This window comes from Klebsiella sp. K-3, from assembly GCF_051207495.1.
GTDB classification, from domain to species: domain Bacteria; phylum Pseudomonadota; class Gammaproteobacteria; order Enterobacterales; family Enterobacteriaceae; genus Klebsiella; species Klebsiella aerogenes.
Window position 1 is genome coordinate 89405 of sequence record NZ_JBPNXF010000003.1, and the last position, 24034, is coordinate 113438.

The following is a 24034-nucleotide window of genomic DNA, read 5'->3' on the forward strand; positions in this document are numbered from 1 at the left end:
CCTTATGACTATCGCCACCGTTACAGCCAACGAAGCCCAGGCGCTTATCGCCCAGGGCGCGCGGCTGATTGATATCCGCGCTGCCGACGAATACGCTCGTGAGCATATTCCGGCGGCGACGCTACTGCCATTAGAGCAACTGACTCACGGCGAGGCGCTCAATGCGCAGCCGGGAGAAACAATCATTTTTCACTGCCAGGCCGGCTCGCGCACGCAAAATAACGCCAGCCTTCTGGCCACCGCCGCCGCGCCCGCGCAGGTTAAGCTGCTGGCTGGCGGTATTCAGGCATGGCGAGCGGCGGGTTTGCCGATAGTCGAAGATAAATCCCAGCCGCTGCCGCTAATGCGCCAGGTGCAAATCGCCGCCGGCGCGCTGATTTTGCTGGGAGTAGTGCTGGGATACGCCGTCAACAGCGGCTTTTTCTTGCTGAGTGGTTTCGTTGGCGCGGGGCTCACTTTCGCTGGCCTCACCGGTTTCTGCGGCATGGCGCGCCTGCTGGCGGTCATGCCGTGGAACCGACGTTAAAATGCCTGCCAGATGAGTAGCGCAATGCCGCCAAACAATAGCCATTTGACAATGTAGTAAACCGTTTTATTCCATTTTTTCAATCGCTTGCCGACAATGCGGATTTGATAAATGTAACGGAAGCTGCGGTTAATCCCGCCGGTACGGTCACCAATATCGTTCGGCGCGGCGGCGGCGCTCATTAAATTTCGCCCCAGCCAGTGGTTTACCTTCTGCGCCCAACGGTAACGCATAGGCCGTTCGATATCGCAAAACAGAATCAGCCGGTTCTCACCGCTGGTATTTTCCGCATAGTGAATATAGGTTTCGTCAAATAGCACACCTTCGCCATCGCGCCAGCTATAGCGTTCGCCGTCCACTTCAATAAAACAGCGATCGTCATTCGGCGTCGCCAGCCCAAGATGGAAACGCAGCGACCCGGCATAAGGATCGCGGTGGCGAGGCAAACGGCTACCATCGGGTAACGTGGCGAACATCGCAGCTTTAACCGAAGGAATACCGCGCAGCAGTTCGGTCGTTTTTGGACACAGCTGGCTGGCGGAGGGATGTGCATCTTCATACCATTTCAGGTAAAACCGTTTCCAACCGGTTTTAAAGAATGAGTTAAATCCGGCATCATTATATTTTTCCGCCGCTTTTATTTGCTCCAGTCGCTGCAGGTTAATCCCCTCTTCACGAATAACCAGCCAGTTCTTTTGTAATATCGCAAGCTCCGGAAACGTTTCAGGACGCAGAAACGGGGTGTTCGGCACACGTGAAAAGAGGTACATAAACCCGTTAAGTGGGGCAGTAAAAGTTGAATGGTCTGAAAGCTGACGCCAGAAACGATAGCGAACTTTTCCGCGATAATGGACGTAGAGCACAGCAATTATAATAATCAGTAAAATGATATACTTCATATTCGCTTATCTGACCATGTTCTGTTTTGAATCATTCCGCGCCAACAGTATAAGTTTCCCTCACCGCAGCGCCACAAAAACCATTAACAAAGATAATACATCTACCCATAAATTGTTTTAACAAAAAGCAGCACGACCATTGAATCCGTCAGCATCGTTGAGCTATCGTTTAGGTTCTTAGTTGTTACCCATGCTCAGGAGAAACACCATGTTTGCAACAGGCGATCTGGTACAACCGCGCGTCGGCGGGCCAAAATTGAAGGTAGTGGAAGTGAATGGCGATAGTCTGATCGTTGTTCAGGCAAGTAACGAACAGGGTGAGAAATTTACTCTGAAAGCGGTTGATGTCACGCCTTATACAGAAGAAGGCGATTTCGGCGTCTGCTAAGTAAAACGGTGGGTTTCCCCACCGTTGAAACAAACGTTGTTTAAATCAGGAAGCTCTCAAGCGATTTCCCTTGCGCGACAGCCATAGCGATCGGCTTCGGCATACGTCCCTGACCAGTCCAGGTTTTTTCTGCGCCGGTATGATCGGTATAACGATATTTAGCCGGGCGCGGCTGACGTTTTTTACTGCTTTTCGCCGGGGCCATTTCATGCAGCGCTAATTCATCAGGTGAAATACCATCAGCAACCATTAATTCCAACCAGGTATTAATTTTTTCCTGATATTCCGCCTGCTGCTGTTGCATCTTCTGCTGCTCTTCACGTTTTTCTTCAGTGACGATCCTGAGTTTTTCCAGCATCTCTTCAAGCACGTCAGTGGAGAATTCACGCGCCATAGCACGCAGTGAGCGAATATTATTCAGTTTTTGTAACATAAAAGACATAAAGATCAAAAATCCCAAATCGAAAAAATAAAACAAGAATTACCTGGGCAGTTTAATATATATGTATATATATTTCCAGCCTTTGATTATTCAAATAAATATGAACAGGTTTGCGCCCATAGACTCACTAAAATTTATTGGCGGTTAATATCGAAATAGAACACAAACTCTGACTAGCGCAGATGAATAATGCATAGCGCGACATAATAATATATTTATAGCCACGTCAGTGAGTTATAAAATCAACGCCCATGCAGGGGAACGCCAATGGCTTTGTGGTAATGAATTAAAATTCATATAATCAGAATAAAACACACACTTTGCATGCAGCAGTAAATGCTGGAAAATCGGCATTTATACGGTAAATAACGCCAATAGTGACCACTATCACATAACGCAATCAGGCATCCGCTTTACCAACCCTACTTCTCCTGCCATGCGTACTCGCCCCCTGACAAAACAAAATCATATCTAATTGATATTAAACGATATAATCAATTAAAGGAACAAAAGTAGCGCAAGCTGAGAAAAACGCCAGTTCACAGAGTGTTTTATCGACAAAAAGGCGATAAATAAAAATTTATAGCTAGTTGTCACTTACAACACAGAGATATACTCTACACACATCAAAACAGGCAGCCCAAAACCGCTACACCATGCGCACTTTTCGGCGTTATTGACTTCATTTTCGAGGAGCACACCGATGTTCTCTGCTCAATCCCGCTTGCGTCATGCGGTAGCAGACACCTTTGCAATGGTGGTCTACTGCACCGTTGTCAACATGATGATCGAAATTTTCCTCTCCGGAATGACCTTTGAGCAGTCGTTATCTTCACGACTGGTCGCGATCCCGGTCAACATTATTATTGCAGTGCCTTATGGTTTCTATCGCGACTTCGCCATGCGCCAGGCGCGCCGGATCAGCACCTCGGGATGGATGAAAAACATTGCTGATGTCGTCGCGTATGTGACTTTCCAGTCACCGGTGTATGTATTGATTCTGTTGTCGGTAGGCGCGGACTGGCATCAAATTGCCGCCGCGGTCAGTTCAAACATTCTGGTATCAATGATGATGGGCGCGGTGTACGGCTACTTCCTCGACTTCTGCCGCCGCCTGTTCCGCGTCAGCCCTTATCAGCAAGCTAAAGCCTGATCCCCCTCTTTCGGCGACTGGTCGCTGCCAGTCGCCTGCTTCAAAGCAGCCCGCATTAGACTATTCAGCCGTGAGACATCTGCGGCTGCGCTTCGCCAAACAGCCCATTCAGAAAACGCTCAAGCGCCATCCGCGAACTAAAACCATGTGGAATGCCGTAATGCTGCTGCGCATCACCCGCCAAATAGAGCGGGAACTGTTCATAATGATCACAAGTTTTAATCTCGCTGGCAGGTTCAGCCAGTGAATTACTGCGCTCTTTAAGCGCCGGATGAATAACTAAAGCGGTACGCCCCATGCGCGCTTCGCGGTTCACATAAACATAATTATCGCCACGGCGATATCCATACGCTTTTTGCGTCACAACATCCATGGTGAAGCCGGCTTTTTCAAGAACACGCGCCACCTCATCGGGTCTTAAATACATACTGATTCCTCGTTATCTTTTACCGCACATTTACCTTACCTTATTCACGAATAGCAGCGCTTTCAGAAAATTCCATAAACTCCCGCAAAAGCATAATGCAAAATCATGTCCTACACTTAATCACTCGAATGGAACAAAGGGAGAAACCAATGGCTAACCGTGTGAACCGCAACGACATTGATGAAAGCGCCGAGGATATTCATAACGAAGTCAGCCAATTAGCGGATACGCTGGAAGAAGTGCTGAAATCATGGGGTAGCGATGCGAAAGATGAAGCTGAGAACGCGCGTAAAAAAGCGCAGTCGCTGCTGAAAGAGACGCGCGCCCGCCTGAACGGCAATACCCGCCTGCGCCAGGCAGCCTATGATACCGTTGAACGCGCCCGCGATGCCGCCGGCTGCGCCGACAGCTACGTGCGTGATAAACCCTGGCAGAGCGTTGGCGCCGCCGCCGCCGTTGGGGTGTTTATTGGCGTTTTGCTTAATTTGCGTCGATAATAGTATCGATAGACTACATGTGAAGATAACAAATACGCGTCTAACCCTGCGTCCCAATGGTGCGCAGGGTTTTTTATTATTCCACGCTGGCCAGCGCTTGTTTAAGTTCGCCTACGACTTCACGTGCCATCACCGCCGACGTGATATTCGTAAAACTCATCAATAACCCGCCCTCACCACGGCTAAGCATGCGCCAGTCGCTCAACGCCTGCACCGCCAGCCCGGCATGTTGGCAGCGGCGGGCCTGCTCGCGATCGTCCCCCTTTACCTCCATCACCAGTTGAATCCCGCCGGACTGCGGTACCACCTGAAAACCCTGCGCCTGCAGCGCCGACTCCAGCCACTGCCTGCGCAACGCGTAGCTGGCGCGCATTTTTTTTAGATGACGCCAGAAATGCCCGTCATTGATGAAGTCCGCTAACGTCTGCTGCCATAAGGTCGGTACATTACAATGGCTCAATTCGGCCTGACGGCGAAACCGCGCCGCCAACGGCAGCGGAACCACCAGCCAGGCAGTGCGCAGCGCGGGAAACATCGATTTACTAAATGACCCGGCGTACAGTACCCGCTGCGGCGCATCAAGGCTTTTCAGCGGCGGTAGCGGCTTCCCCTGATAGCGAAATTCACTGTCGTAATCATCTTCAATAATCCAGCTATCGCGCTGCGCCGCCCACTGTAATACCTGTCGACGTCTCTCCAGCGATAGGGCCACGCCGAGCGGGCTTTGATGCGCTGGAGTTAACAGCGCAAAGCGCGCCTGAGGATAGTGTGCCTGCGCCCAGTCGATATTCATTCCCTGTTGGTCAACCGGTACCGGATCGATATTGACCCCCGCCGCGCTAACCACCGGGCGAATGAACGGATATCCCGGATCCTCCATCCACATATGCTGCCCCGGCTGCGCAAGGGTACGCAAAATCAACGCCATCGAGGCCGCATAGTTGCCGCTAATCACAACCTGCTCCGGCTGGCACTCGATGCTGCGCGACAGGCGCAAATAGTCGACAATCGCCTGACGGAGAACCGGTTCGCCGCAGGGATCGCCGGGTGCGAGGTCGAAGCGCGATTGCGTCCGTAGCCGCCGCCCCATCACCCGCGCCCACAGCCCGCGCGGGAAAAGATCCAGTGCCGGCAACCCCATTTGAAAAGGCTGCGGCGCTACGGATCCCCGGCCCGTCGCCGGTCGCTGAGCCGTGACCTGCCGCGGGCTCAGCCGCTCGCTGACAAAGGTGCCCGCCTGGCCGCGGCGCTCCAGCCAGCCCTGTGCCACCAGCTCGCCCCAGGCATTTTCAATCGTCGCCCGCGATACGCCAAGCTCCTGCGCATAAACTCTGCTCGCGGGCAGACGGCTTCCCGGCGCCAGCTCGCCATTCTCAATCGCTGATTTCAGCTGGCGGGCGATACGCTGGTAGTGCGGCACTTTTTTGGCTTCCATTATGGTCTGCTTTTTTCATCACAATATGGCTATCTAATGCAGTCCATTATAGTGCTATTTTGCCCGGGTCTTAGAGAGGAGAACTGCAAGATGACCACATTACGTCAGCCGTATAGCGAACTGAGCCCGGAAATCTATAAGGGGTTGGTTCAGGCCAGCATAGCGCTGGAAAAAAGCGAATTGGGCAGCACGATGGTGGAGCTGGTCTATTTGCGGGTGTCGCAAATTAACGGCTGCGCTTTTTGCCTTGAGATGCACAGCAAAGCGCTACGCAAAGCCGGCGTTGACCAGAGCAAACTGGATGCGCTGGCAGGCTGGCGCGTAAGCGCCCACTTCAGCGCCGCGGAACGCGCGGCCCTGGCATGGGCGGAATCGGTAACCGATATCGCAACCAGCCACGCCGAAGATGAGGTGTACCTGCCTTTAGAAGAGCATTTTACGCCCCGCCAGATTAGCGATTTAACCTTCGCCATCAGCCTGATGAACGCCTTCAACCGTCTGGCGATCGCGATGCGGATGTAATTTTCGCGTATCGACTTCCCTCCCCCGCCAGGCTAGTTGGTGGGGGATAACTTATCGAAAAACTCTATATATTGCGTGGTTGAAGTTTTAAATAACTACATCTAGTATTTCCTGAACGGTAAGCCCATAACGTTCGGCGCGATGTTTTACGCCGTCTTGCTATCTTAAATGGAAATACGAATCATGCGCATTATTATTTACACTCGAAGTGACTGCGTGCAATGCCATGCCACCAAACGCGCGATGGAGAGCCGCGGTTTCGCCTTCGATATGGTCAACATCGACCAACACCCGGAAGCCATCGACATGCTGCGCGAGCAGGGATTCCAGCAATTACCGGTGGTGATGGCCGGGGAAACCCGCTGGTCTGGCTTCCGCCCCGATATGATTAATCGCCTGCGTCCCGCCGCGGCTACGGCCAGCCTATGAGCCTCATCGTCTACTTCTCCAGCAGCTCTGAAAATACGCATCGCTTTGTGCAGCGTCTGGCGCTGCCTGCCGTGCGCATTCCGCTCAACGAGCGCGAGCGAATTCAGGTAGACGAACCCTATATTCTCATCGTCCCCAGCTACGGCGGCGGCGGAACGGCAGGCGCCGTGCCGCGCCAGGCGATCCGCTTTTTAAACGATCCGCATAATCGCCGGCTGATTCGCGGCGTCATCGCCGCCGGTAACCGTAACTTCGGCGAGGCCTATGGCCGGGCGGGAGAGGTCATCGCGCAGAAATGCGGCGTGCCGTATCTGTATCGTTTTGAGCTGATGGGTACCCAGCAAGATGTCGACAACGTGCGTAAAGGAGTAAGCGAATTTTGGCAACGACAACCGCAGAACGCGTAACCGCCGGGGCGTCTGATTTCCACGCCCTCAATGCGATGCTGAACTTATACGACAGCAATGGCCGCATTCCCCTGGAAAAGGACCAACAGGCGGTCGAAGCATTTATCCATAGCCACGTGCGCCCCAACAGCGTACCGTTCGCCGGGCTGGAGGAGAAACTGCAATGGCTGAGCGACGAAGGTTATTATGATCCGGCAGTGCTGGCCCGCTATGAACGTCGTTTCGTGCTGGCCCTCTTCGCCCACGCGCATCAACACGGTTTTCGCTTCCGTACTTTCCTCGGCGCGTGGAAGTTCTACACCAGCTATGCCTTACGCACTTTCGACGGCAAACGCTACCTGGAGCATTTCGCCGACCGCGCCTGCATGGTGGCGCTGACCCTGGCGCAGGGCAATGAAACCCTGGCGCGACAGCTGGCCGACGAGATCCTCTCCGGGCGCTTTCAGCCAGCGACGCCGACCTTCCTCAACGCCGGTAAACAGCAGCGCGGCGAACTGGTCTCCTGCTTTCTGCTGCGTATCGAAGATAATATGGAGTCTATCGGCCGGGCGGTGAACTCCGCCCTGCAGCTGTCGAAACGCGGCGGCGGCGTGGCGTTCCTGCTCTCCAACCTACGCGAAGCGGGCGCGCCGATTAAACGTATCGAAAACCAATCCTCCGGGGTGGTGCCGGTGATGAAAATGCTGGAAGACGCCTTCTCTTACGCCAACCAGCTGGGAGCACGTCAGGGAGCCGGCGCGGTTTACCTTCACGCCCATCACCCCGATATTTTGCGCTTCCTCGATACCAAGCGGGAAAACGCGGATGAAAAGATCCGCATTAAAACCCTGTCGCTGGGGGTAGTCATTCCGGATATCACCTTCCAGCTGGCGAAAGAAGACGCGCAGATGGCGCTGTTCTCTCCCTATGACGTTGAGCGACTGTACGGCAAAGCCTTTGGCGATATCGCGGTCAGCGAGATGTATGCGCAACTGGTCGCTGACGACCGCGTTCGCAAACGCTGGATCCGCGCCCGCGATCTGTTCCAGCGGCTGGCGGAAATTCAGTTTGAATCCGGCTATCCGTACATCATGTTCGAGGATACGGTGAACCGCGCCAACCCGATTGCCGGGCGCATTAATATGAGCAACCTGTGCTCGGAGATCCTGCAGATCAACAGCGCCTCCACCTTTGACGAAAATCTCGATTACGCCACCGTTGGCGAGGACATCTCCTGCAACCTCGGCTCGCTGAATATCGCCCACGCTATGGATTCGCCGGACTTCGCCCGCACCGTCGAAGTAGCGGTCCGCGGCCTGACGGCGGTCTCCGATATGAGCGATATCCGCTCGGTACCCTCGGTGGCGGCGGGTAACGCCGCATCGCACGCCATCGGCCTTGGACAGATGAACCTGCACGGCTATCTGGCCCGTGAGGGGATCGCCTACGGCAGCCCCGAAGGGCTGGACTTCACTAATCTCTACTTCTACACCGTCACCTGGCACGCCTTGCGCACCTCTATGGCGATGGCGCGCGAGCGCGGCGTGCGTTTTGCCGGGTTTGAGCAGTCGCGTTACGCTAGCGGCGACTATTTCCAGCAGTATTTGCAGGGTGACTGGCAGCCGAAAACCGCCAGAGTACACGAACTGTTCACCCGTGCGGGGATAACCCTGCCCGATCGTGAGATGTGGCGACAGCTACGTGACGACGTGATGCGCTACGGCATTTATAACCGCAATTTGCAGGCGATACCGCCGACCGGTTCGATCTCCTACATCAATCATGCCACCTCCAGCATTCATCCGATTGTGGCGAAAATCGAGATCCGCAAAGAGGGAAAAACCGGCCGCGTGTACTATCCGGCGCCGTTTATGACCAACGACAATCTGGCGCTGTATCAGGATGCCTGGGAAATTGGCCCGCAGAAAATTATCGATACCTATGCCGAAGCCACGCGACATGTCGATCAGGGGCTGTCGCTGACGCTGTTCTTCCCTGATACCGCCACCACCCGCGATATCAATAAAGCGCAAATTTACGCGTGGAAGAAAGGTATCAAGACGCTGTATTACATTCGCCTGCGCCAGCTGGCGCTGGAAGGTACCGAAATCGAAGGCTGCGTGTCCTGCGCGCTGTAAGGAGAACAGGATGACCCATTTATCGCGCATCAGCGCCATTAACTGGAACAAAATCGAGGATGATAAAGACCTCGAGGTGTGGAACCGGCTGACCAGCAACTTCTGGTTGCCGGAGAAGGTGCCGCTATCCAACGACATTCCGCACTGGCAGATTCTGACGGCTCAGGAGCAGCAGTTGACCATCCGCGTCTTTACCGGGCTGACGCTGCTCGACACCATCCAGAATACCGTCGGCGCCCCGGCGTTGATGACCGACGCCCTCACTCCACATGAAGAGGCTGTGCTGTCGAACATCAGCTTTATGGAAGCGGTGCATGCTCGCTCCTATAGTTCGATATTCTCGACCCTGTGCCAGAGCAAGGATGTCGATGCCGCTTACGCCTGGAGCGAGGAAAACGCTCCCCTACAGCGCAAAGCGCAGTTGATGCTCAATTACTACCAGGCCGATGAGCCGCTGAAGAAAAAAATCGCCAGCGTGTTCCTCGAATCTTTTCTTTTCTATTCAGGGTTCTGGCTGCCGATGCACTTTTCCAGCCGCGGCAAGCTGACCAATACCGCCGATTTAATCCGTCTGATTATTCGCGACGAAGCGGTACACGGTTATTATATTGGCTATAAATATCAAAAAGGGCTGGAAATCGTCAGCGCCGCTAAGCGCGAAGAGCTAAAAAATTTCGCCTTTGATCTGCTGATGGATCTGTACGATAACGAACTGACCTATACCCGCGAATTGTATGCCGACAGCCCGTGGCTTGACGACGTCAACGCTTTCCTCTGTTACAACGCCAATAAGGCATTGATGAACCTTGGCTATGAGGCGTTATTCCCGGCGGAAATGGCCGCCGTAAACCCGGCAATTCTTGCGGCGCTGTCGCCAAACGCCGATGAAAACCACGACTTTTTCTCCGGCTCCGGTTCTTCTTACGTCATGGGTAAAACAGAAGCGACCGCCGACGACGATTGGGACTTTTAACCTCGCAATCGCTGGGGAATATATCAACATATTCTCCAGTGATCTATTTCACATTATTCTTTATTATCACACAAATAATCCACTGGCCATTCCCTCGTCATATTTCCTTCATTTAAGCCAATTTCCCCATTCATTATTCATGCATAATCAAAAAATATCACCAGCCGTATATGATGGCTCAGCCCTTATATCATGGGCAATTCAGCCAGAGTTCCCCATTCAGATTTTGGCTAGCTATTCACATCGAGGGTTGTCACAGAATCTCAGTATGTTAGGGTGTAAACAGGTAATAATCTTCACCAGGTACGATATCGATATAATTAAAGACAGGAAATCATTTATTGCATGGCAATTAAATTAGAAATCAAGAATCTCTATAAGATATTTGGCGAGCACCCGCAACGCGCGTTCAAATATATTGAAAAAGGACTTAGCAAAGAGCAAATATTGGAAAAAACGGGGCTATCGCTTGGCGTTAAAGACGCCAGTCTGGCCATTGAAGAAGGCGAGATATTCGTCATCATGGGACTTTCCGGTTCAGGGAAATCCACCATGGTTCGCCTTCTCAATCGCCTGATTGAACCCACCCGCGGACAGGTGCTGATTGACGGCGTCGATATCGCCAAAATCTCAGATGCCGAGCTTCGCGAGGTGCGCAGGAAAAAGATTGCGATGGTGTTCCAGTCATTCGCCCTGATGCCGCATATGAACGTGTTGGATAACACCGCGTTCGGTATGGAACTAGCCGGCGTCTCCTCCGAAGAGCGCCAGCAGAAAGCACTGGATGCGCTACGTCAGGTGGGGCTGGAAAATTACGCCCACGCCTATCCCGACGAACTTTCCGGCGGGATGCGCCAGCGCGTCGGCTTAGCCCGCGCATTAGCGATCAACCCCGATATTCTGCTCATGGATGAGGCCTTCTCAGCGCTTGATCCGTTAATTCGTACCGAAATGCAGGATGAGCTCACCAAATTACAGGCGAAGCATCAACGTACCATCGTTTTTATTTCCCACGACCTTGATGAAGCTATGCGTATTGGCGATCGTATTGCCATTATGCAAAATGGCGAAGTGGTGCAAATTGGCACCCCTGACGAAATTCTGAATAACCCGGCGAATGATTACGTTCGTACTTTCTTCCGCGGCGTCGATATTAGCCAGGTATTTAGCGCTAAGGATATTGCCCGCCGTAGCCCGGTTGGCCTGATTCGTAAAACCCCCGGTTTCGGCCCGCGTTCAGCGCTGAAATTATTGCAGGATGAGGACCGTGAATATGGCTACGTCATTGAACGCGGTAATAAGTTTGTCGGTATTGTCTCCATCGACTCTCTGAAAAGCGCGCTGAGCGAAAATCAGGGGCTCGATGCGGCGTTAATTGACTCCCCGCAGGCGGTGGAGGCACAAACGCCGCTCAGCGACCTGCTCTCCCACGTCGGCCAGGCGCCCTGCGCCGTCCCGGTGGTGGATGAAGGGCACCAGTATCTCGGCATTATTTCAAAACGCATGCTGCTACAGGCTTTAGATCGCGAGGGGGCAAACAATGGCTGATCAATCAAACCCATGGGATACCGCTGCGCCAGCGGATAACGAGGCGCAGTCCGCCGACGCCTGGGGCAATCCAACACCCGCGCCCGCTGATGGCGGCGGCGCCGACTGGCTTAACAGCGCGCCTGCGCCGCAGCCAGAACATTTCAATATTATGGATCCGTTCCATAAAACGCTGATCCCGCTCGATAGCTGGGTCACCCACGCCATCGACTGGATCGTGCTGCACTTCCGTCCCCTGTTCCAGGGGATCCGCGTGCCGGTGGATTATATTCTCAGCGCCTTCCAGCAGTTGTTGCTGGGAATGCCGGCGCCGGTGGCGATTATTCTCTTCGCGCTGATCGCCTGGCAGATCTCCAGCGTCGGCATGGGCATAGCCACTCTGGTCTCGCTGGTAGCCATCGGCGCTATCGGTGCATGGTCGCAGGCGATGGTCACCCTGGCGCTGGTGCTTACCGCGCTGCTGTTCTGCATGATAATCGGCCTGCCGCTGGGGATCTGGCTGGCGCGTAGCCCGCGAGCGGCGAAAATCATCCGCCCGTTACTTGACGCGATGCAGACCACGCCGGCGTTCGTCTACCTGGTGCCGATCGTCATGCTGTTCGGTATCGGCAACGTTCCGGGGGTGGTGGTGACCATTATCTTCGCCCTGCCGCCAATTGTCCGCCTGACGATCCTTGGGATTAACCAGGTGCCGGCAGACCTCATTGAGGCCTCACGCTCCTTCGGCGCCAGCCCGCGCCAGCTGCTGTTTAAAGTCCAGCTGCCGCTGGCGATGCCGACCATCATGGCCGGCGTCAACCAGACGCTGATGCTGGCCCTGTCGATGGTCGTTATTGCCTCGATGATCGCCGTCGGCGGCCTCGGTCAAATGGTGCTGCGCGGTATTGGCCGCCTGGATATGGGGCTGGCGAGCGTCGGCGGGGTCGGGATCGTTATCCTCGCGATAATCCTTGACCGCCTGACGCAGGCCGTCGGCCGCGATTCCCGCAGCCGCGGTAACCGCCGCTGGTACACCACTGGACCTCTGGGGCTGATTACCCGCCCTTTCTGTAAATAAGAGAAGGAATAACGATGCGACATACTACACTCCTTGCCACAGCGTTTACCGCCCTCGTCACAACCAGCGCGTTTGCTGCCGAGCTGCCGGGTAAAGGCATCACCGTGAAACCGGCGCAGAGTACCATTTCAGAAGAAACTTTCCAGACGCTGCTGGTCAGCCGCGCGCTGGAAAAACTGGGCTATACCGTCGAAAAGCCGAGCGAAGTCGACTATAACGTCGCCTATACCTCCATCGCCTCCGGCGATGCCACTTTTATTGCCACCAACTGGCAACCGCTGCACGATGATATGTACGCGGCGGCGGGGGGCGATAAAAAATTCTACCGTGAAGGAACCTTCGTCACCGGCGCGGCGCAGGGCTATCTGATCGACAAGAAAACCGCCGAGCAGTACCACATTAAGTCCATCGACCAGTTGAAAGATCCGAAGATCGCCAAACTGTTTGATACCAACGGCGATGGCAAAGCCGATCTCACCGGCTGTACCCCCGGCTGGGGCTGCGAAGCGGTCATCAACCATCAGATTGATGCCTATGGGTTGAACAATAAAGTGGTCCATAACCAGGGCAACTACGCGGCGATGATGGCCGATACCATCGCCCGTTATAAAGAAGGCAAACCGGTTCTTTATTATACCTGGACGCCGTACTGGGTCAGCGACGTGCTGAAACCGGGTAAAGATGTGGTCTGGCTGCAGGTGCCGTTCTCCTCTCTGCCGGGAGAACAGAAAGATATCGACACCAAGCTGCCGAACGGCGTCAACTATGGCTTCCCGGTGAATACCATGCACATCGTCGCCAACAAAGCCTGGGCTGAGAAGAACCCGGCGGCGGCGAAGCTATTTAGCCTGATGAAGCTGCCGATTGCCGATATCAACGCCGAAAACGCGATGATGCATGCCGGCCATGCCTCAGAAGCCGACATCAACGGCCACGTTGATGGTTGGATTAAAGCCCACCAGCAGCTGTTCGACGGCTGGGTGAAAGAAGCGCTGGCGGCGCAAAAGTAATTTCTCCCCTCTCCCCACGGCGTTTACCGTCGTGGGGACCGCCCTTCCCCAGAACCAATACGAAACAGATATGCCTAAAAAGGGATTTTCTGATTTCCCATTTTAGCGATTGTGAAGCCGTCACGCCGTCTGCTAAGGTGAACAAATCTTTCCAGGCGTAATTTTCACCAGCGTTATCAATAAGTCACCGATATGGAAACGCCTGCTCCCCGACGTCAGCGCCATTGGCTACCAACACGGGTAGGTTGCGCCGCGTTCAGGTTGAGCTTACAGGCGACGAACAGCATTATTATCCCTACGCAACTCAGCGCTTTAGCCTATGGTTTGGCATGGAAAATCGGCGACTCGCCGGAGATTTTAAGTATTAATAGTGACCGATAATTCATTTGCTTTATTTGTCACAATAGTTATTATATCGGCTGTAATTAATGAGGTTATACCCAAATGGATAGTTCGTTTACTCCCATTGAGCAGATGCTCAAATTCCGCGCCAGCCGCCATGAAGATTTCCCTTTCCAGGAGATTCTCCTCACCCGTCTCTGTATGCACATGCAGGGTAAGCTGCTGGAAAACCGTAACAAAATGCTGAAAGCGCAAGGGATTAACGAGACATTATTTATGGCGCTGATAACGCTTGAGTCTCAGGAAAATCACAGCATTCAACCTTCCGAGCTGAGCTGCGCGCTGGGTTCGTCACGCACTAATGCCACCCGCATTGCCGACGAACTGGAAAAACGCGGCTGGATCGAGCGCCGTGAAAGCGACAACGATCGTCGCTGCCTGCATCTGCAGCTAACCGACAAAGGTCATCAATTCTTGCGCGAGGTATTACCTCCGCAGCACAACTGCCTGCACCAGCTGTGGTCTTCTTTGAGCACTGCGGAAAAAGACCAGCTGGAGCACATCACCCGCAAACTGCTTGGCCGCCTCGACCAAATGGAAGAAGACGGCGCGCTGGCGGGATCCCTGCGCTAAGCACGGAGCCGCACAACATTTTGAGTTGCAAGGAACACGGTCAGGCCAGCAGATCTTCTGCTGGCCTTTCTGGTAAACAGGTCGGCTCAGCCGATGTGAAATAATAAGAATGTAAAATTGTGGAGAATCAGATGAGCGAAAATGCGGCGAGCCAAACTCCGCAGCAATCAGGCAGCAAGAAAGGGAAACGCAAAGGCGCCCTTCTGCTCCTGACCTTGCTCTTTGTTATTGTGGCCGTAGCCTACGGCATTTATTGGTTTTTAGTCCTGCGTCATTATGAAGAGACCGATGACGCTTATGTGGCAGGGAACCAGGTACAGATCATGGCGCAGGTTTCTGGTAGCGTCACCAAGGTCTGGGCCGACAACACCGACTTTGTGCAACAAGGCGATCCGCTGGTTACTCTCGACCAGACCGACGCCCAACAGGCGTTTGAAAAAGCCAAAACCCAGCTGGCGGCAAGCGTGCGTCAGACTCGCCAGCAGATGATCAACAGCAAGCAGCTGCAGGCGAATATTGACGTCAAAAAAACCGCCCTCGCCCAGGCGCAGGCAGACCTTAATCGCCGCATCCCGCTGGGCGCCGCGAACCTGATTGGTCGCGAAGAGCTGCAGCACGCTCGTGACACCGTCGCCAGCGCCCAGGCCGAACTCGACGTCGCTATTCAGCAGTACAACGCCAACCAGGCGATCGTACTGGGCACCAAACTGGAACAGCAGCCTGCGGTGCTGCAGGCGGCGACCGAAGTCCGCAACGCCTGGCTGGCGCTGCAGCGTACGCAAATCGTCAGCCCGATTAGCGGCTACGTTTCCCGCCGCTCGGTGCAGCCTGGCGCGCAGATTGGCACCACTACCCCGCTGATGGCGGTGGTTCCGGCCACCAACCTGTGGGTTGACGCCAACTTTAAAGAGACCCAGCTTGCCCATATGCGTATCGGCCAGCCGGCGACCATCGTCAGCGATATCTACGGCGATGACGTGAAGTACACCGGTAAAGTGGTCGGCCTGGATATGGGTACCGGCAGCGCCTTCTCCCTGCTGCCGGCACAAAACGCCACCGGTAACTGGATCAAAGTCGTCCAGCGTCTGCCGGTTCGTATCGAGATAGATGCTAAACAGCTGGCGCAACATCCGCTGCGCATCGGCCTGTCGACGCTGGTTGAAGTAGACACCAGCAATCGCGAAGGCGAGATGCTGGCAAGCCAGGTACGTAGCTCGCCGGTCTATGAAAGTAATGCCCGTGAAATCGGCCTTGAGCCGGTAAATAAACTGATCGACGGTATCATCCAGGCCAACGCCGGATAATTCGGGGTGAGCGTAATGCAACAGCAAAAACCGCTCGAAGGCGCGCAACTGGTCATCATGACCATTGCGCTGTCGCTGGCGACTTTCATGCAGGTGCTGGACTCCACTATCGCCAACGTGGCTATTCCTACCATTGCCGGTAACCTTGGCTCGTCGCTGAGTCAGGGAACCTGGGTCATCACCTCGTTTGGGGTGGCGAACGCTATCTCCATCCCGATTACCGGCTGGCTGGCGAAGCGCGTCGGCGAAGTGAAACTCTTCGTCTGGTCGACGGTGGCATTCGCCATCGCCTCCTGGGCCTGCGGGGTGTCGAATAGCCTGACGATGCTGATTTTCTTCCGCGTGATTCAGGGGATCGTCGCCGGTCCGCTGATCCCGCTATCGCAGAGTCTGCTACTCAGCAACTACCCGCCAGCGAAGCGCTCAATCGCGCTGGCGCTGTGGTCGATGACGGTCATCGTCGCGCCGATTTGCGGCCCAATTCTCGGCGGCTATATCAGCGATAACTACCACTGGGGCTGGATCTTCTTCATCAACGTGCCGATTGGCGTGGCGGTGGTTCTCATGACGCTGCAAACCCTGCGCGGCCGCGAAACCCGCACCGAACAGCGGCGTATCGACGGCGTCGGGCTGGCGCTGCTGGTTATCGGGATCGGCAGCCTGCAGGTTATGCTCGACCGCGGTAAAGAGCTCGACTGGTTCGCTTCCAACGAGATTATCATCCTGACCATCGTGGCGGTGGTGGCGATAAGTTTCCTTATCGTCTGGGAGTTGACCGACGATAACCCGATAGTCGACCTGTCGCTGTTTAAGTCGCGTAACTTTACCATCGGCTGTTTGTGTATCAGTCTGGCCTATATGCTCTACTTCGGCGCCATTGTATTGCTGCCGCAGCTTCTGCAGGAGGTATACGGCTACACCGCCACCTGGGCCGGTTTGGCTTCGGCGCCGGTCGGGGTGATCCCGGTCATTCTGTCGCCGATTATCGGCCGCTTTGCCCATAAGCTCGATATGCGGCGGCTGGTGACCTTCAGCTTTATTATGTATGCGGTGTGCTTCTACTGGCGCGCGTGGACCTTTGAACCGGGAATGGACTTTGGCGCATCGGCCTGGCCGCAGTTTATCCAGGGCTTTGCGGTGGCCTGTTTCTTCATGCCGCTGACCACCATCACCCTCTCTGGCCTGCCGCCGGAGCGGCTGGCGGCGGCGTCGAGCTTGTCGAACTTTACCCGAACCCTTGCCGGCTCCATCGGTACCTCAATTACCACCACCATGTGGACCAACCGCGAGGCGCTGCACCATGCGCAGCTCACCGAGTCGGTGACGCCGTTCAACCCCAACGCCCAGCAGATGTACGATCAACTACAGGGCATGGGAATGACCCAGCAGCAGGCTTCCGGCTGGATTGCCCAGCAGATAACCAACCAGGGGTTGATTATCTCCGCCAACGAAATCTTCTGGGTCTCGGCGGGGATCTTTATCCTGCTGCTAAGCCTGGTCTGGTTCGCCAGGCCGCCGTTCAGCGCCGGCGGCGGTGGCGGAGGCGCGCACTAAGTATCAACAAAAGGGATCTACGGGTCCCTTTTTTATTGCCGCGACCTTGTCCATTTCGCGCTAGCTTCTGTCCATTTCGCTAAAGCCGCCGATGGGTTATGTCATGCAGGATAAAGCTCCGACTACAGGAGAACACCATGCTGACCAATCCTTGCGAAAAATACAGCCCTTATCCGCCTATCGCCCTGCCCGATCGTCGCTGGCCCGAGCGGCAAATCACTACCGCGCCGCGCTGGCTTTCCACCGATTTGCGCGACGGCAACCAGGCGCTGGCCGAACCAATGGACGCCGCGCGTAAGCTGCAGTTCTGGGATCTGTTGCTGGAGTGCGGTTTTAAAGAAATAGAGGTCGCCTTCCCCTCCGCCTCGCAAACCGATTTCAACTTTGTGCGCCAGCTGATTGAGGAGCAGCGCATCCCTGAAGATGTCACCATTCAGGTGCTGACTCAGGCGCGGGAAGAACTCATAGCACGAACCTTTGAAGCGCTGCGCGGCGCCCGGCAGGCGACTATCCATCTCTACAATGCCACCGCGCCGCTGTTTCGCGAGCTGGTTTTCGGCATGGAAAAGGCCGAAGTGATCGAGCTCGCCACCCGCGCCACCCGGCTTATTCGTCAGCATTGCGAGCAGCAGCCGGACACCCGTTGGCAATATGAATATTCACCGGAAACCTTCTGTTTTACCGAGCCGGAATTCGCCCTTGAAATCTGCGAAGCGGTGGCGGAAATCTGGCAGCCCTGCGGCGAACGGCCAATGATTATTAATCTTCCGGCAACGGTCGAAGTCAACACGCCGAACGTCTACGCCGATCGGATTGAATATTTTTGCCGCCACTTCTCGCGCCGCCAGGATGTGTGTATCAGCGTGCATCCGCATAACGATCGCGGTACCGGCGTCGCCAGCGCCGAACTGGCGGTGATGGCCGGCGCCGATCGCGTTGAAGGCTGTCTGTTCGGCAATGGCGAGCGTACCGGCAACGTCTGTCTGGTCACGCTGGCGATGAATCTCTATAGCCAGGGCGTGGATCCGCAGTTGCGCTTTACGCAGATGAATCGGGTAGTGGAGATCGTCGAGCACTGCAACCAGCTCCCGGTACATCCGCGTCATCCATGGGCAGGCAGTCTGGCCTACACCGCCTTTTCGGGTTCACATCAGGATGCCATTAAAAAAGGGTTTGATGCCCGTAAACCGGGAGATCGCTGGCAAATGCCGTATTTACCTATCGATCCACAGGATATCGGCTGCAGCTATGAAGCGGTGATCCGCGTTAACAGCCAGTCAGGTAAAAGCGGCAGCGCATGGCTGATTGAGCAGAACCATGGTCTTAAGCTGCCGCGGGCGTTGCAGCAGGACTTCAGCCAGTACGTTCAGCAAGAAACGGATAGCCATGGTAAAGAAATGACCCATAACGCATTATGGCAGCTGTTTCGCAGCCGTTACGGCCTGCTGGCGCAGCCGACGCTGGCGTTACTCGACTATCAGAGCGACGGCCAGCAGGATGGCGAACTGACGTTACAGGCTGCGCTGCGGATGAATGGCGAAACCCGCCGCTTGAACGGACGTGGTAACGGTTTGTTATCCGCCGCCGCCAACGGCCTGAGCGCGCTGTTAAAACGTCATTTCGTTATCAAGGACTACCACGAGCATACCCTCGGGGCGCGCAGCGACAGCCGCTCCGTTGCCTATATTCGCTGCGTCTTTGCCAATGGCGAAAGTCGATGGGGCGTCGGCATTGATAATGACGTTGCCCGCGCGTCGTTACAGGCGTTGTGTAATGCCGTTCACGCCAGGGATTAATCCAACGGGCGAAAATAGTCGCTGGGCGCGGTCCCCATGACCCGGCGGAACATGGCGCTAAAAGCGCTGTGGCTGCCGTAACCCAGATCCAGCGCTACCCGTAGTACCGACTGCCCCTGCGCCAGGCGAACCAGCGCCTCCATCAGCTTCGCCCGGCGCACCCATTCGCTCCAGGTCAGGCTGGTCTGCTGTTGAAAATGACGGTTCAGCGTACGCTCGCTCATTCCGCCTACTTGCGCCGCCTCTCGACTGCCCCACGGCTCACCGGGCGCTTCGCGCACCCGCTGGCATAACCGACGCAGGCTATCGCTATGCGGTTCCGGCAAACCGAAAGGTAATACCGACATCCCGCGAATTTCATCCAGCATCAGCTCATAGATACGTTCATCGCGGGTGCCGGGGAAATAGCGCTCTTCCAGCGCCAGCGACGCGACGATAAGCTCACGCAGCAGCGGTGAGATCTGCACGATCTGGCAGGTAGAGGGCAGATCGGCACGGGCCAGCGGATCGATAAATAGCGTCCGCGCGGCCACATTGCCGGTTATACGTAACGCGTGCGGCGTATGTGCCGGCAGCCAGACGCCGCGCCCCGGCGGTACGACCCAGAACCCGACCGGCGTTTCCACCCGAACCACGCCGCTGAGAATATGCAATAACTGAGCGCAGTCGTGGCTATGCATCGGTTCGCTATCGCCGTGGGCATAATCATGGGCAAATGGCACCAGCGCGCGGTGCAGGAAGGAAAAGGAGAGCGTTGTCGACATGATAAGCGGAGAGCGGCCCGACGCGATGGCCGGGCCGACGCAGGCGCACTAGATGTGCAGTTCTTGCAGTTTTTCTTTCGGCAGCGCCAGCTCATCGTTGCTGTTGATGCGAACATCACGCTCAATGATGTGGCGGGCGATATCCTGCGCTTCCTCCAGCGAGTGCATGGTGTAGGTTCCGCACTGGTAGACATTCAGCTCAGGGATCTGATTCTGATCTTTGACTTTCAGCACGTCAGTCATCGCCGCTTTCCAGGCATCTGCCACGCGTTGCTCTTCCGGCGTGCCAATCAGGCTCATGTAGAAACCGGTACGGCAGCCCATCGGAGAGATGTCGATAATTTCCACGCCATTACCGTTCAGGTGATCGCGCATGAAACCAGCAAACAGGTGCTCCAGAGTATGAATGCCGCGCTCCGGCATCACTTCCTGGTTCGGTACGCAGAATCGCAGATCGAAAACGGTGATTTGATCGCCGTGCGGCGTGTTCATTTTCTTCGCGACGCGCACCGCAGGCGCTTCCATTCGGGTATGGTCGACTGTGAAACTATCTAACAACGGCATTCTTCACCTCCGATAGTGATTTTTTTTAAAATAAAATGAACTCTTCGTTCAACAGCGAGTCTGAGTATATGAAAGACGCGCATTTATTATCATCATCATCCCTGAATCAGAGATGAAAGTTTGGCCACAGTGATGTGGCCTTTTTCTTTTGTAGCGCTTTTTACTACGCGTGTCGTGCTAAAAGTGCCTCGAACGGCTCGCTATCTTCCGCTTCCACTTTCTTCTGTCGCGCGACCGACGCATCACGTTCGGCGATAAAATCTTCTTCGCTTAAAATTTCCAGCGGTTCATCGCGCAGCATCGTACGATACTCATCAGCCAGCTTACGCCCGGTACCGCCAATCCCTTCTTCAATCATAGAACGCAGAATGCGCGCTGAGAACGTTAATTCCGGATCGTCAAAGCACGCCAGCAGCTCATCGCACACTTGTTGATAGGCCTCGCCGCCGTGGATGCTGTCCAGCGTTTGCGCCACGCGACGTAAATCACGGAACAGATCTTTACCCACCTGCGCCAGCGGGAACTGCGCGCTTTCACAGCCAATCCCCAACGTCAGGCCCGGTTTACGGCCCTCAAGAATCACCCGGTTCCAGTTAGTGCGGGTACACAGCAGTTCGCTGCTGCTCATCTCCGGCGCATCGGCCAGCACGCACCAGACCATAAACAGATCGAGGAAGCGCACCTGCTGCTCATCCACGCCGATCGGCGAGAACGGGTTGATATCCAGCGAACGCACTTCGATGTACTCGATGCCGCCGCGCAGCAGCGCATCGGACGGCGTTTCACCGCTACGGGTCACCCGTTTCGGGCGAATCGGCGCGTACAGCTCGTTTTCAATCTGCAGAATATTGCTGTTGATCTGCAGATGTTTACCGTCTTTCTCAAGCCCGATTTTAGCGTACTCTTCCGATGGCGTTTTAATCGCCCGCTTCAATCCTGCCACATACTCGTGCAGATCGTTAAACGTAATTCCGAGATTGCTTTGCGACTTATTGGTATAACCGAGGTCGCTAAGACGCAGAGAAGTGGCGTATGGCAGGTAATACATGCCGTTTCCGGCCTTCTCAAACGGCAGAGTCGTCGGTTTGCCTTGCAGGAACGAGGAGCAAATCGCCGGCGACGCGCCGAACAGGTACGGGATCACCCAACCGAAACGGTAGTAGTTACGAATCGAGCGGAAATAACCAGCCGAGATCGCCTCTTTGCCGCTTTCGGCGTCTTCCACGCCGCACTTGGCCTGCCAGAACGCCATCGGCAGCGAAAAGTTATAGTGCACGCCAGAAATGGTTTGCATCAGCGCGCCGTAGCGATTTTTCAGCCCTTCGCGATACAACGTCTTCAGCCGACCAACGTTAGAGGTACCGTACTGCGCCAGTTCAATTTCCTGGCCCGGCGCGATATAGCACGGCATGCTCAGCGGCCACATCCGCTCGTCGCCAAGCTGGCGGGCGGTGTAGCGATGCACATCGCGCAGGAAAGTCAGCATATGATCGACATCGCCATCCACTGGGGTAATAAACTCCAGCAGGGCTTCGGCAAAATCAGTGGTAATCCATTTATGGGTCAGCGCCGAACCTAAAGCTAAAGGATGGCCGGTAGTGGCCAATGTGCCGTCGGCGTTAACGCGCAGCGTTTCGCGCTCAAGCCCACGTTTAATGCCTTGCAGCGCCTGCGGATTTTTTTCCAGCCAGGCCAGCGCCTGTGATACATCCGGGATCAATTTGACCTCCCGCCTGTCGAAATCGTTTGAATTAGCATAATTGTAATGGTTGAACAATCAGTCCAATTAGTGCCACCACGTCATGCCCTGAAGGGTTGCCGCCGCAATGACGATATAACGCAACGCCTTACCAAGGCATAAAAAAAAGAGCACTGGTCCCCAGGAAATGCGCATCCATCCCGCCAGTAAACACAGCAAATCGCCTATAACAGGCGCCCAGCTCAATAATAATGTCACCGCGCCATAGCGTTTAAGCCAGCCGGTTGCCCTCTCCTGCCAGCGCGATTGCTTGCGCAGCGGGAACAGGCGCCCCAGAATAACGTTAGTTACCCCTCCAAGGCTATTGCCGATTGTTGCTATTAATACCAGCAGCCACGGTTGACTTGCCCCCGTAAGAAGCATAGCAACCAGCACCACTTCCGAGTTGCCGGGCAGTAAAGTGGCGCTTAAAAAGCTGCTGGCAAAGAGCGACAGGAGCGACAGCGCGTCGCTCACAACAGACGCACATCCACAGCATCCATACCCGCGCGCTTCGCCGCTTCGAGACCGAAGTCGGCATCTTCAAAGACTACGCAGGTTTCCGGCGCGACGCCCATGCGCTCCGCGCACAGCAGGAAGGTATCGGGCGCGGGTTTATGCTGCGTCACGTGATCGGCAGCCACCACCGCGGAGAAATAGTGACGCAGGCCAAGATGCGCCAGTAGCGCTTCGGCGACAGCGCTTTCGCTACCGGTGCCGACCGACATAGGTCGACGCCCATGCCACTCTTTTACCACGTCTATCAGCGGTAACGGGCGTACGCTATCCAATAGCATCGCTTTGACGGCGACGGTTTTTTCCTGCGCCAGACGATGCGGATCTAAATCAGCCTGATTCAGCTCGATAATCGCCTGGGCAATACGCCAGGTTGGAGAACCGTTGAGCGCGACCACGGCCTGCTCATCAAAACGCATACCGTAACGGCCCAGTACTTCACGCCATGCCTTACGATGCGTCGGCTCGGTATCGAGGATGGTGCCATCCATATCGAAAATCAGTCCTGCGTAACGTTGGTACATCGTGTTCTCACAAACCGGATAAGGAAACGTTACTGTATCGCAAAAGGCGGGTTTTGTCGCGGGGGAGCCAGAGACAGCAAAGGCGCCTGCAGGCGCCTTAATCAATCAGAATAGCGAAAACCGTATTATTTGATTCTCAGGTCGTTCTCAACCACGCGCACGCCCTGCACGCGACGGGTGACCTCTACCGCCCGTTTAGCGCTCTCAGCCGACGATACGAAACCGCTCAGCTGTACGCGGCCTTTAAAGGTCTGCACGCTAATTTCTGAGGATTTGATATCTTTTTCGTTAAACAGCGCGCTTTTTACCTTGGTAGTTACCACGGTATCGTCAATATAACCGCCGGTGCTTTCTTTGGTGGACGATCCGGCACAGCCTGCCAGAGATACGGCGACCAGAAGCGTTGCGCAAAAGGCAGGTATTGCTTTGAACCATTTCATTGATTTCTCTCCTTGCATTCATCACACCC

26 protein-coding genes and 1 pseudogene are annotated in these 24034 nt (G+C 55.1%); 17 read left to right on the plus strand and 10 right to left on the minus strand.

The genetic code is table 11. The features are described from left to right. Window positions 1–4: 4 nt before the first annotated feature. The gene (locus ACSEMK_RS05450) at window positions 5–526 is read left to right on the plus strand and encodes a rhodanese family protein (RefSeq protein ID WP_430914613.1); all 522 of its coding nucleotides are present in this window, start codon (window positions 5–7) and stop codon (window positions 524–526) included. Here the strand turns inward: ACSEMK_RS05450 and lpxO are convergent. Then, window positions 523–1425, minus strand: coding sequence for a lipid A hydroxylase LpxO (lpxO, locus tag ACSEMK_RS05455; RefSeq protein WP_045395192.1), 903 nt, complete (start codon window positions 1423–1425; stop codon window positions 523–525). The genes ACSEMK_RS05450 and lpxO overlap by 4 nt on opposite strands. Window positions 1426–1633: 208 nt before the next feature. On the opposite strand from lpxO, the gene ACSEMK_RS05460 reads away from it, so the two are divergent. After that, window positions 1634–1813: a hypothetical protein gene (locus ACSEMK_RS05460; protein ID WP_087858676.1), complete on the plus strand. Its 180-nt coding sequence runs from the start codon at window positions 1634–1636 to the stop codon at window positions 1811–1813. Window positions 1814–1853: 40 nt separating this feature from the next. Here ACSEMK_RS05460 and stpA read toward each other — a convergent pair whose 3' ends face one another. Then, window positions 1854–2255, minus strand: a complete 402-nt coding sequence (gene stpA / locus ACSEMK_RS05465) for a DNA-binding protein StpA (protein ID WP_213317215.1) — start codon at window positions 2253–2255, stop codon at window positions 1854–1856. A 703-nt stretch (window positions 2256–2958) separates the two neighbouring features. Between stpA and alaE the strand changes: the two genes are divergently transcribed. Further along, window positions 2959–3408 (plus strand): L-alanine exporter AlaE, encoded by a 450-nt coding sequence (gene alaE / locus ACSEMK_RS05470; RefSeq protein ID WP_015370082.1) that lies wholly within the window; start codon window positions 2959–2961, stop codon window positions 3406–3408. Window positions 3409–3472: 64 nt separating this feature from the next. On the opposite strand, the gene ACSEMK_RS05475 is transcribed toward alaE, so the two are convergent. Further along, window positions 3473–3835 carry a DUF2002 family protein gene (locus tag ACSEMK_RS05475; RefSeq protein ID WP_015370081.1) on the minus strand — a complete coding sequence of 121 codons (363 nt, stop codon included), beginning with the start codon at window positions 3833–3835 and terminating at the stop codon, window positions 3473–3475. Window positions 3836–3984: 149 nt separating this feature from the next. On the opposite strand from ACSEMK_RS05475, the gene ACSEMK_RS05480 reads away from it, so the two are divergent. After that, window positions 3985–4332, plus strand: a complete 348-nt coding sequence (locus tag ACSEMK_RS05480; protein WP_015370080.1) for a DUF883 family protein — start codon at window positions 3985–3987, stop codon at window positions 4330–4332. Window positions 4333–4408: 76 nt separating this feature from the next. On the opposite strand, the gene ACSEMK_RS05485 is transcribed toward ACSEMK_RS05480, so the two are convergent. Further along, window positions 4409–5767: a PLP-dependent aminotransferase family protein gene (locus ACSEMK_RS05485; RefSeq protein WP_430914614.1), complete on the minus strand. Its 1359-nt coding sequence runs from the start codon at window positions 5765–5767 to the stop codon at window positions 4409–4411. 90 nt (window positions 5768–5857) lie between these two features. Here ACSEMK_RS05485 and ACSEMK_RS05490 point away from each other — a divergent pair, with 90 nt between their 5' ends. The 13 genes and pseudogenes from ACSEMK_RS05490 (at window position 5858) to leuA (ending at window position 19459) form a co-directional block, all read left to right on the plus strand. Further along, window positions 5858–6289, plus strand: a complete 432-nt coding sequence (locus tag ACSEMK_RS05490) for a carboxymuconolactone decarboxylase family protein (protein ID WP_308957879.1) — start codon at window positions 5858–5860, stop codon at window positions 6287–6289. A gap of 183 nt (window positions 6290–6472) precedes the next feature. Beyond that, the gene (gene nrdH / locus ACSEMK_RS05495) at window positions 6473–6718 is read left to right on the plus strand and encodes a glutaredoxin-like protein NrdH (protein ID WP_308957880.1); all 246 of its coding nucleotides are present in this window, start codon (window positions 6473–6475) and stop codon (window positions 6716–6718) included. Next, the gene (gene nrdI, locus ACSEMK_RS05500) at window positions 6715–7125 is read left to right on the plus strand and encodes a class Ib ribonucleoside-diphosphate reductase assembly flavoprotein NrdI (protein ID WP_045395202.1); all 411 of its coding nucleotides are present in this window, start codon (window positions 6715–6717) and stop codon (window positions 7123–7125) included. The genes nrdH and nrdI overlap by 4 nt, the downstream gene beginning before the upstream one ends. Beyond that, complete coding sequence (nrdE, locus tag ACSEMK_RS05505; protein ID WP_430914615.1) at window positions 7098–9242, plus strand: class 1b ribonucleoside-diphosphate reductase subunit alpha; 2145 nt, start codon at window positions 7098–7100, stop codon at window positions 9240–9242. Before nrdI ends, nrdE begins: the two co-directional genes overlap by 28 nt. A 10-nt stretch (window positions 9243–9252) precedes the next feature. Next, a complete protein-coding gene (gene nrdF / locus ACSEMK_RS05510) occupies window positions 9253–10215 on the plus strand; it encodes a class 1b ribonucleoside-diphosphate reductase subunit beta (protein ID WP_271032906.1) in 963 nt (320 codons plus the stop codon). Between the two features lie 345 nt (window positions 10216–10560). Beyond that, window positions 10561–11763, plus strand: coding sequence for a glycine betaine/L-proline ABC transporter ATP-binding protein ProV (gene proV / locus ACSEMK_RS05515; RefSeq protein ID WP_213793440.1), 1203 nt, complete (start codon window positions 10561–10563; stop codon window positions 11761–11763). Then, a complete protein-coding gene (gene proW / locus ACSEMK_RS05520; protein WP_430914616.1) occupies window positions 11756–12820 on the plus strand; it encodes a glycine betaine/L-proline ABC transporter permease ProW in 1065 nt (354 codons plus the stop codon). Before proV ends, proW begins: the two co-directional genes overlap by 8 nt. Window positions 12821–12834: 14 nt before the next feature. Then, complete coding sequence (gene proX, locus ACSEMK_RS05525; RefSeq protein ID WP_087858681.1) at window positions 12835–13830, plus strand: glycine betaine/L-proline ABC transporter substrate-binding protein ProX; 996 nt, start codon at window positions 12835–12837, stop codon at window positions 13828–13830. Between the two features lie 225 nt (window positions 13831–14055). Next, window positions 14056–14211 (plus strand): annotated as a pseudogene (locus tag ACSEMK_RS05530) (hypothetical protein); the annotation flags it as partial. Between the two features lie 63 nt (window positions 14212–14274). After that, on the plus strand, window positions 14275–14805 hold the full coding sequence (gene mprA / locus ACSEMK_RS05535; RefSeq protein WP_015370069.1) for a transcriptional repressor MprA: 531 nt from the start codon (window positions 14275–14277) through the stop codon (window positions 14803–14805). Window positions 14806–14936: 131 nt separating this feature from the next. Beyond that, window positions 14937–16109, plus strand: coding sequence for a multidrug efflux MFS transporter periplasmic adaptor subunit EmrA (gene emrA, locus ACSEMK_RS05540; protein WP_015370068.1), 1173 nt, complete (start codon window positions 14937–14939; stop codon window positions 16107–16109). 15 nt (window positions 16110–16124) lie between these two features. Then, on the plus strand, window positions 16125–17663 hold the full coding sequence (emrB, locus tag ACSEMK_RS05545) for a multidrug efflux MFS transporter permease subunit EmrB (RefSeq protein ID WP_411325262.1): 1539 nt from the start codon (window positions 16125–16127) through the stop codon (window positions 17661–17663). 137 nt (window positions 17664–17800) lie between these two features. Beyond that, the gene (gene leuA, locus ACSEMK_RS05550; protein ID WP_020078122.1) at window positions 17801–19459 is read left to right on the plus strand and encodes a 2-isopropylmalate synthase; all 1659 of its coding nucleotides are present in this window, start codon (window positions 17801–17803) and stop codon (window positions 19457–19459) included. Here leuA and ACSEMK_RS05555 read toward each other — a convergent pair. The 6 genes from ACSEMK_RS05555 to ACSEMK_RS05580 all read right to left on the minus strand — a co-directional run bounded on the left by ACSEMK_RS05555 (window position 19456) and on the right by ACSEMK_RS05580 (window position 24005). Further along, on the minus strand, window positions 19456–20223 hold the full coding sequence (locus tag ACSEMK_RS05555) for an AraC family transcriptional regulator (protein WP_395226878.1): 768 nt from the start codon (window positions 20221–20223) through the stop codon (window positions 19456–19458). The genes leuA and ACSEMK_RS05555 overlap by 4 nt on opposite strands. Before the next feature lie 48 nt (window positions 20224–20271). Then, on the minus strand, window positions 20272–20787 hold the full coding sequence (luxS, locus tag ACSEMK_RS05560) for an S-ribosylhomocysteine lyase (protein ID WP_430914617.1): 516 nt from the start codon (window positions 20785–20787) through the stop codon (window positions 20272–20274). 163 nt (window positions 20788–20950) lie between these two features. Beyond that, window positions 20951–22507: a glutamate--cysteine ligase gene (gshA, locus tag ACSEMK_RS05565; protein ID WP_316424836.1), complete on the minus strand. Its 1557-nt coding sequence runs from the start codon at window positions 22505–22507 to the stop codon at window positions 20951–20953. 66 nt (window positions 22508–22573) lie between these two features. Then, window positions 22574–23002 carry a YqaA family protein gene (locus ACSEMK_RS05570; protein ID WP_047044328.1) on the minus strand — a complete coding sequence of 143 codons (429 nt, stop codon included), beginning with the start codon at window positions 23000–23002 and terminating at the stop codon, window positions 22574–22576. Next, window positions 22999–23565, minus strand: a complete 567-nt coding sequence (gene yqaB / locus ACSEMK_RS05575) for a fructose-1-phosphate/6-phosphogluconate phosphatase (RefSeq protein WP_045395223.1) — start codon at window positions 23563–23565, stop codon at window positions 22999–23001. Before yqaB ends, ACSEMK_RS05570 begins: the two co-directional genes overlap by 4 nt. A 125-nt stretch (window positions 23566–23690) precedes the next feature. Beyond that, entirely contained in the window at window positions 23691–24005 is a 315-nt protein-coding gene (locus ACSEMK_RS05580; RefSeq protein WP_015370060.1) for a BON domain-containing protein, read from the minus strand. Window positions 24006–24034 lie beyond the last annotated feature (29 nt).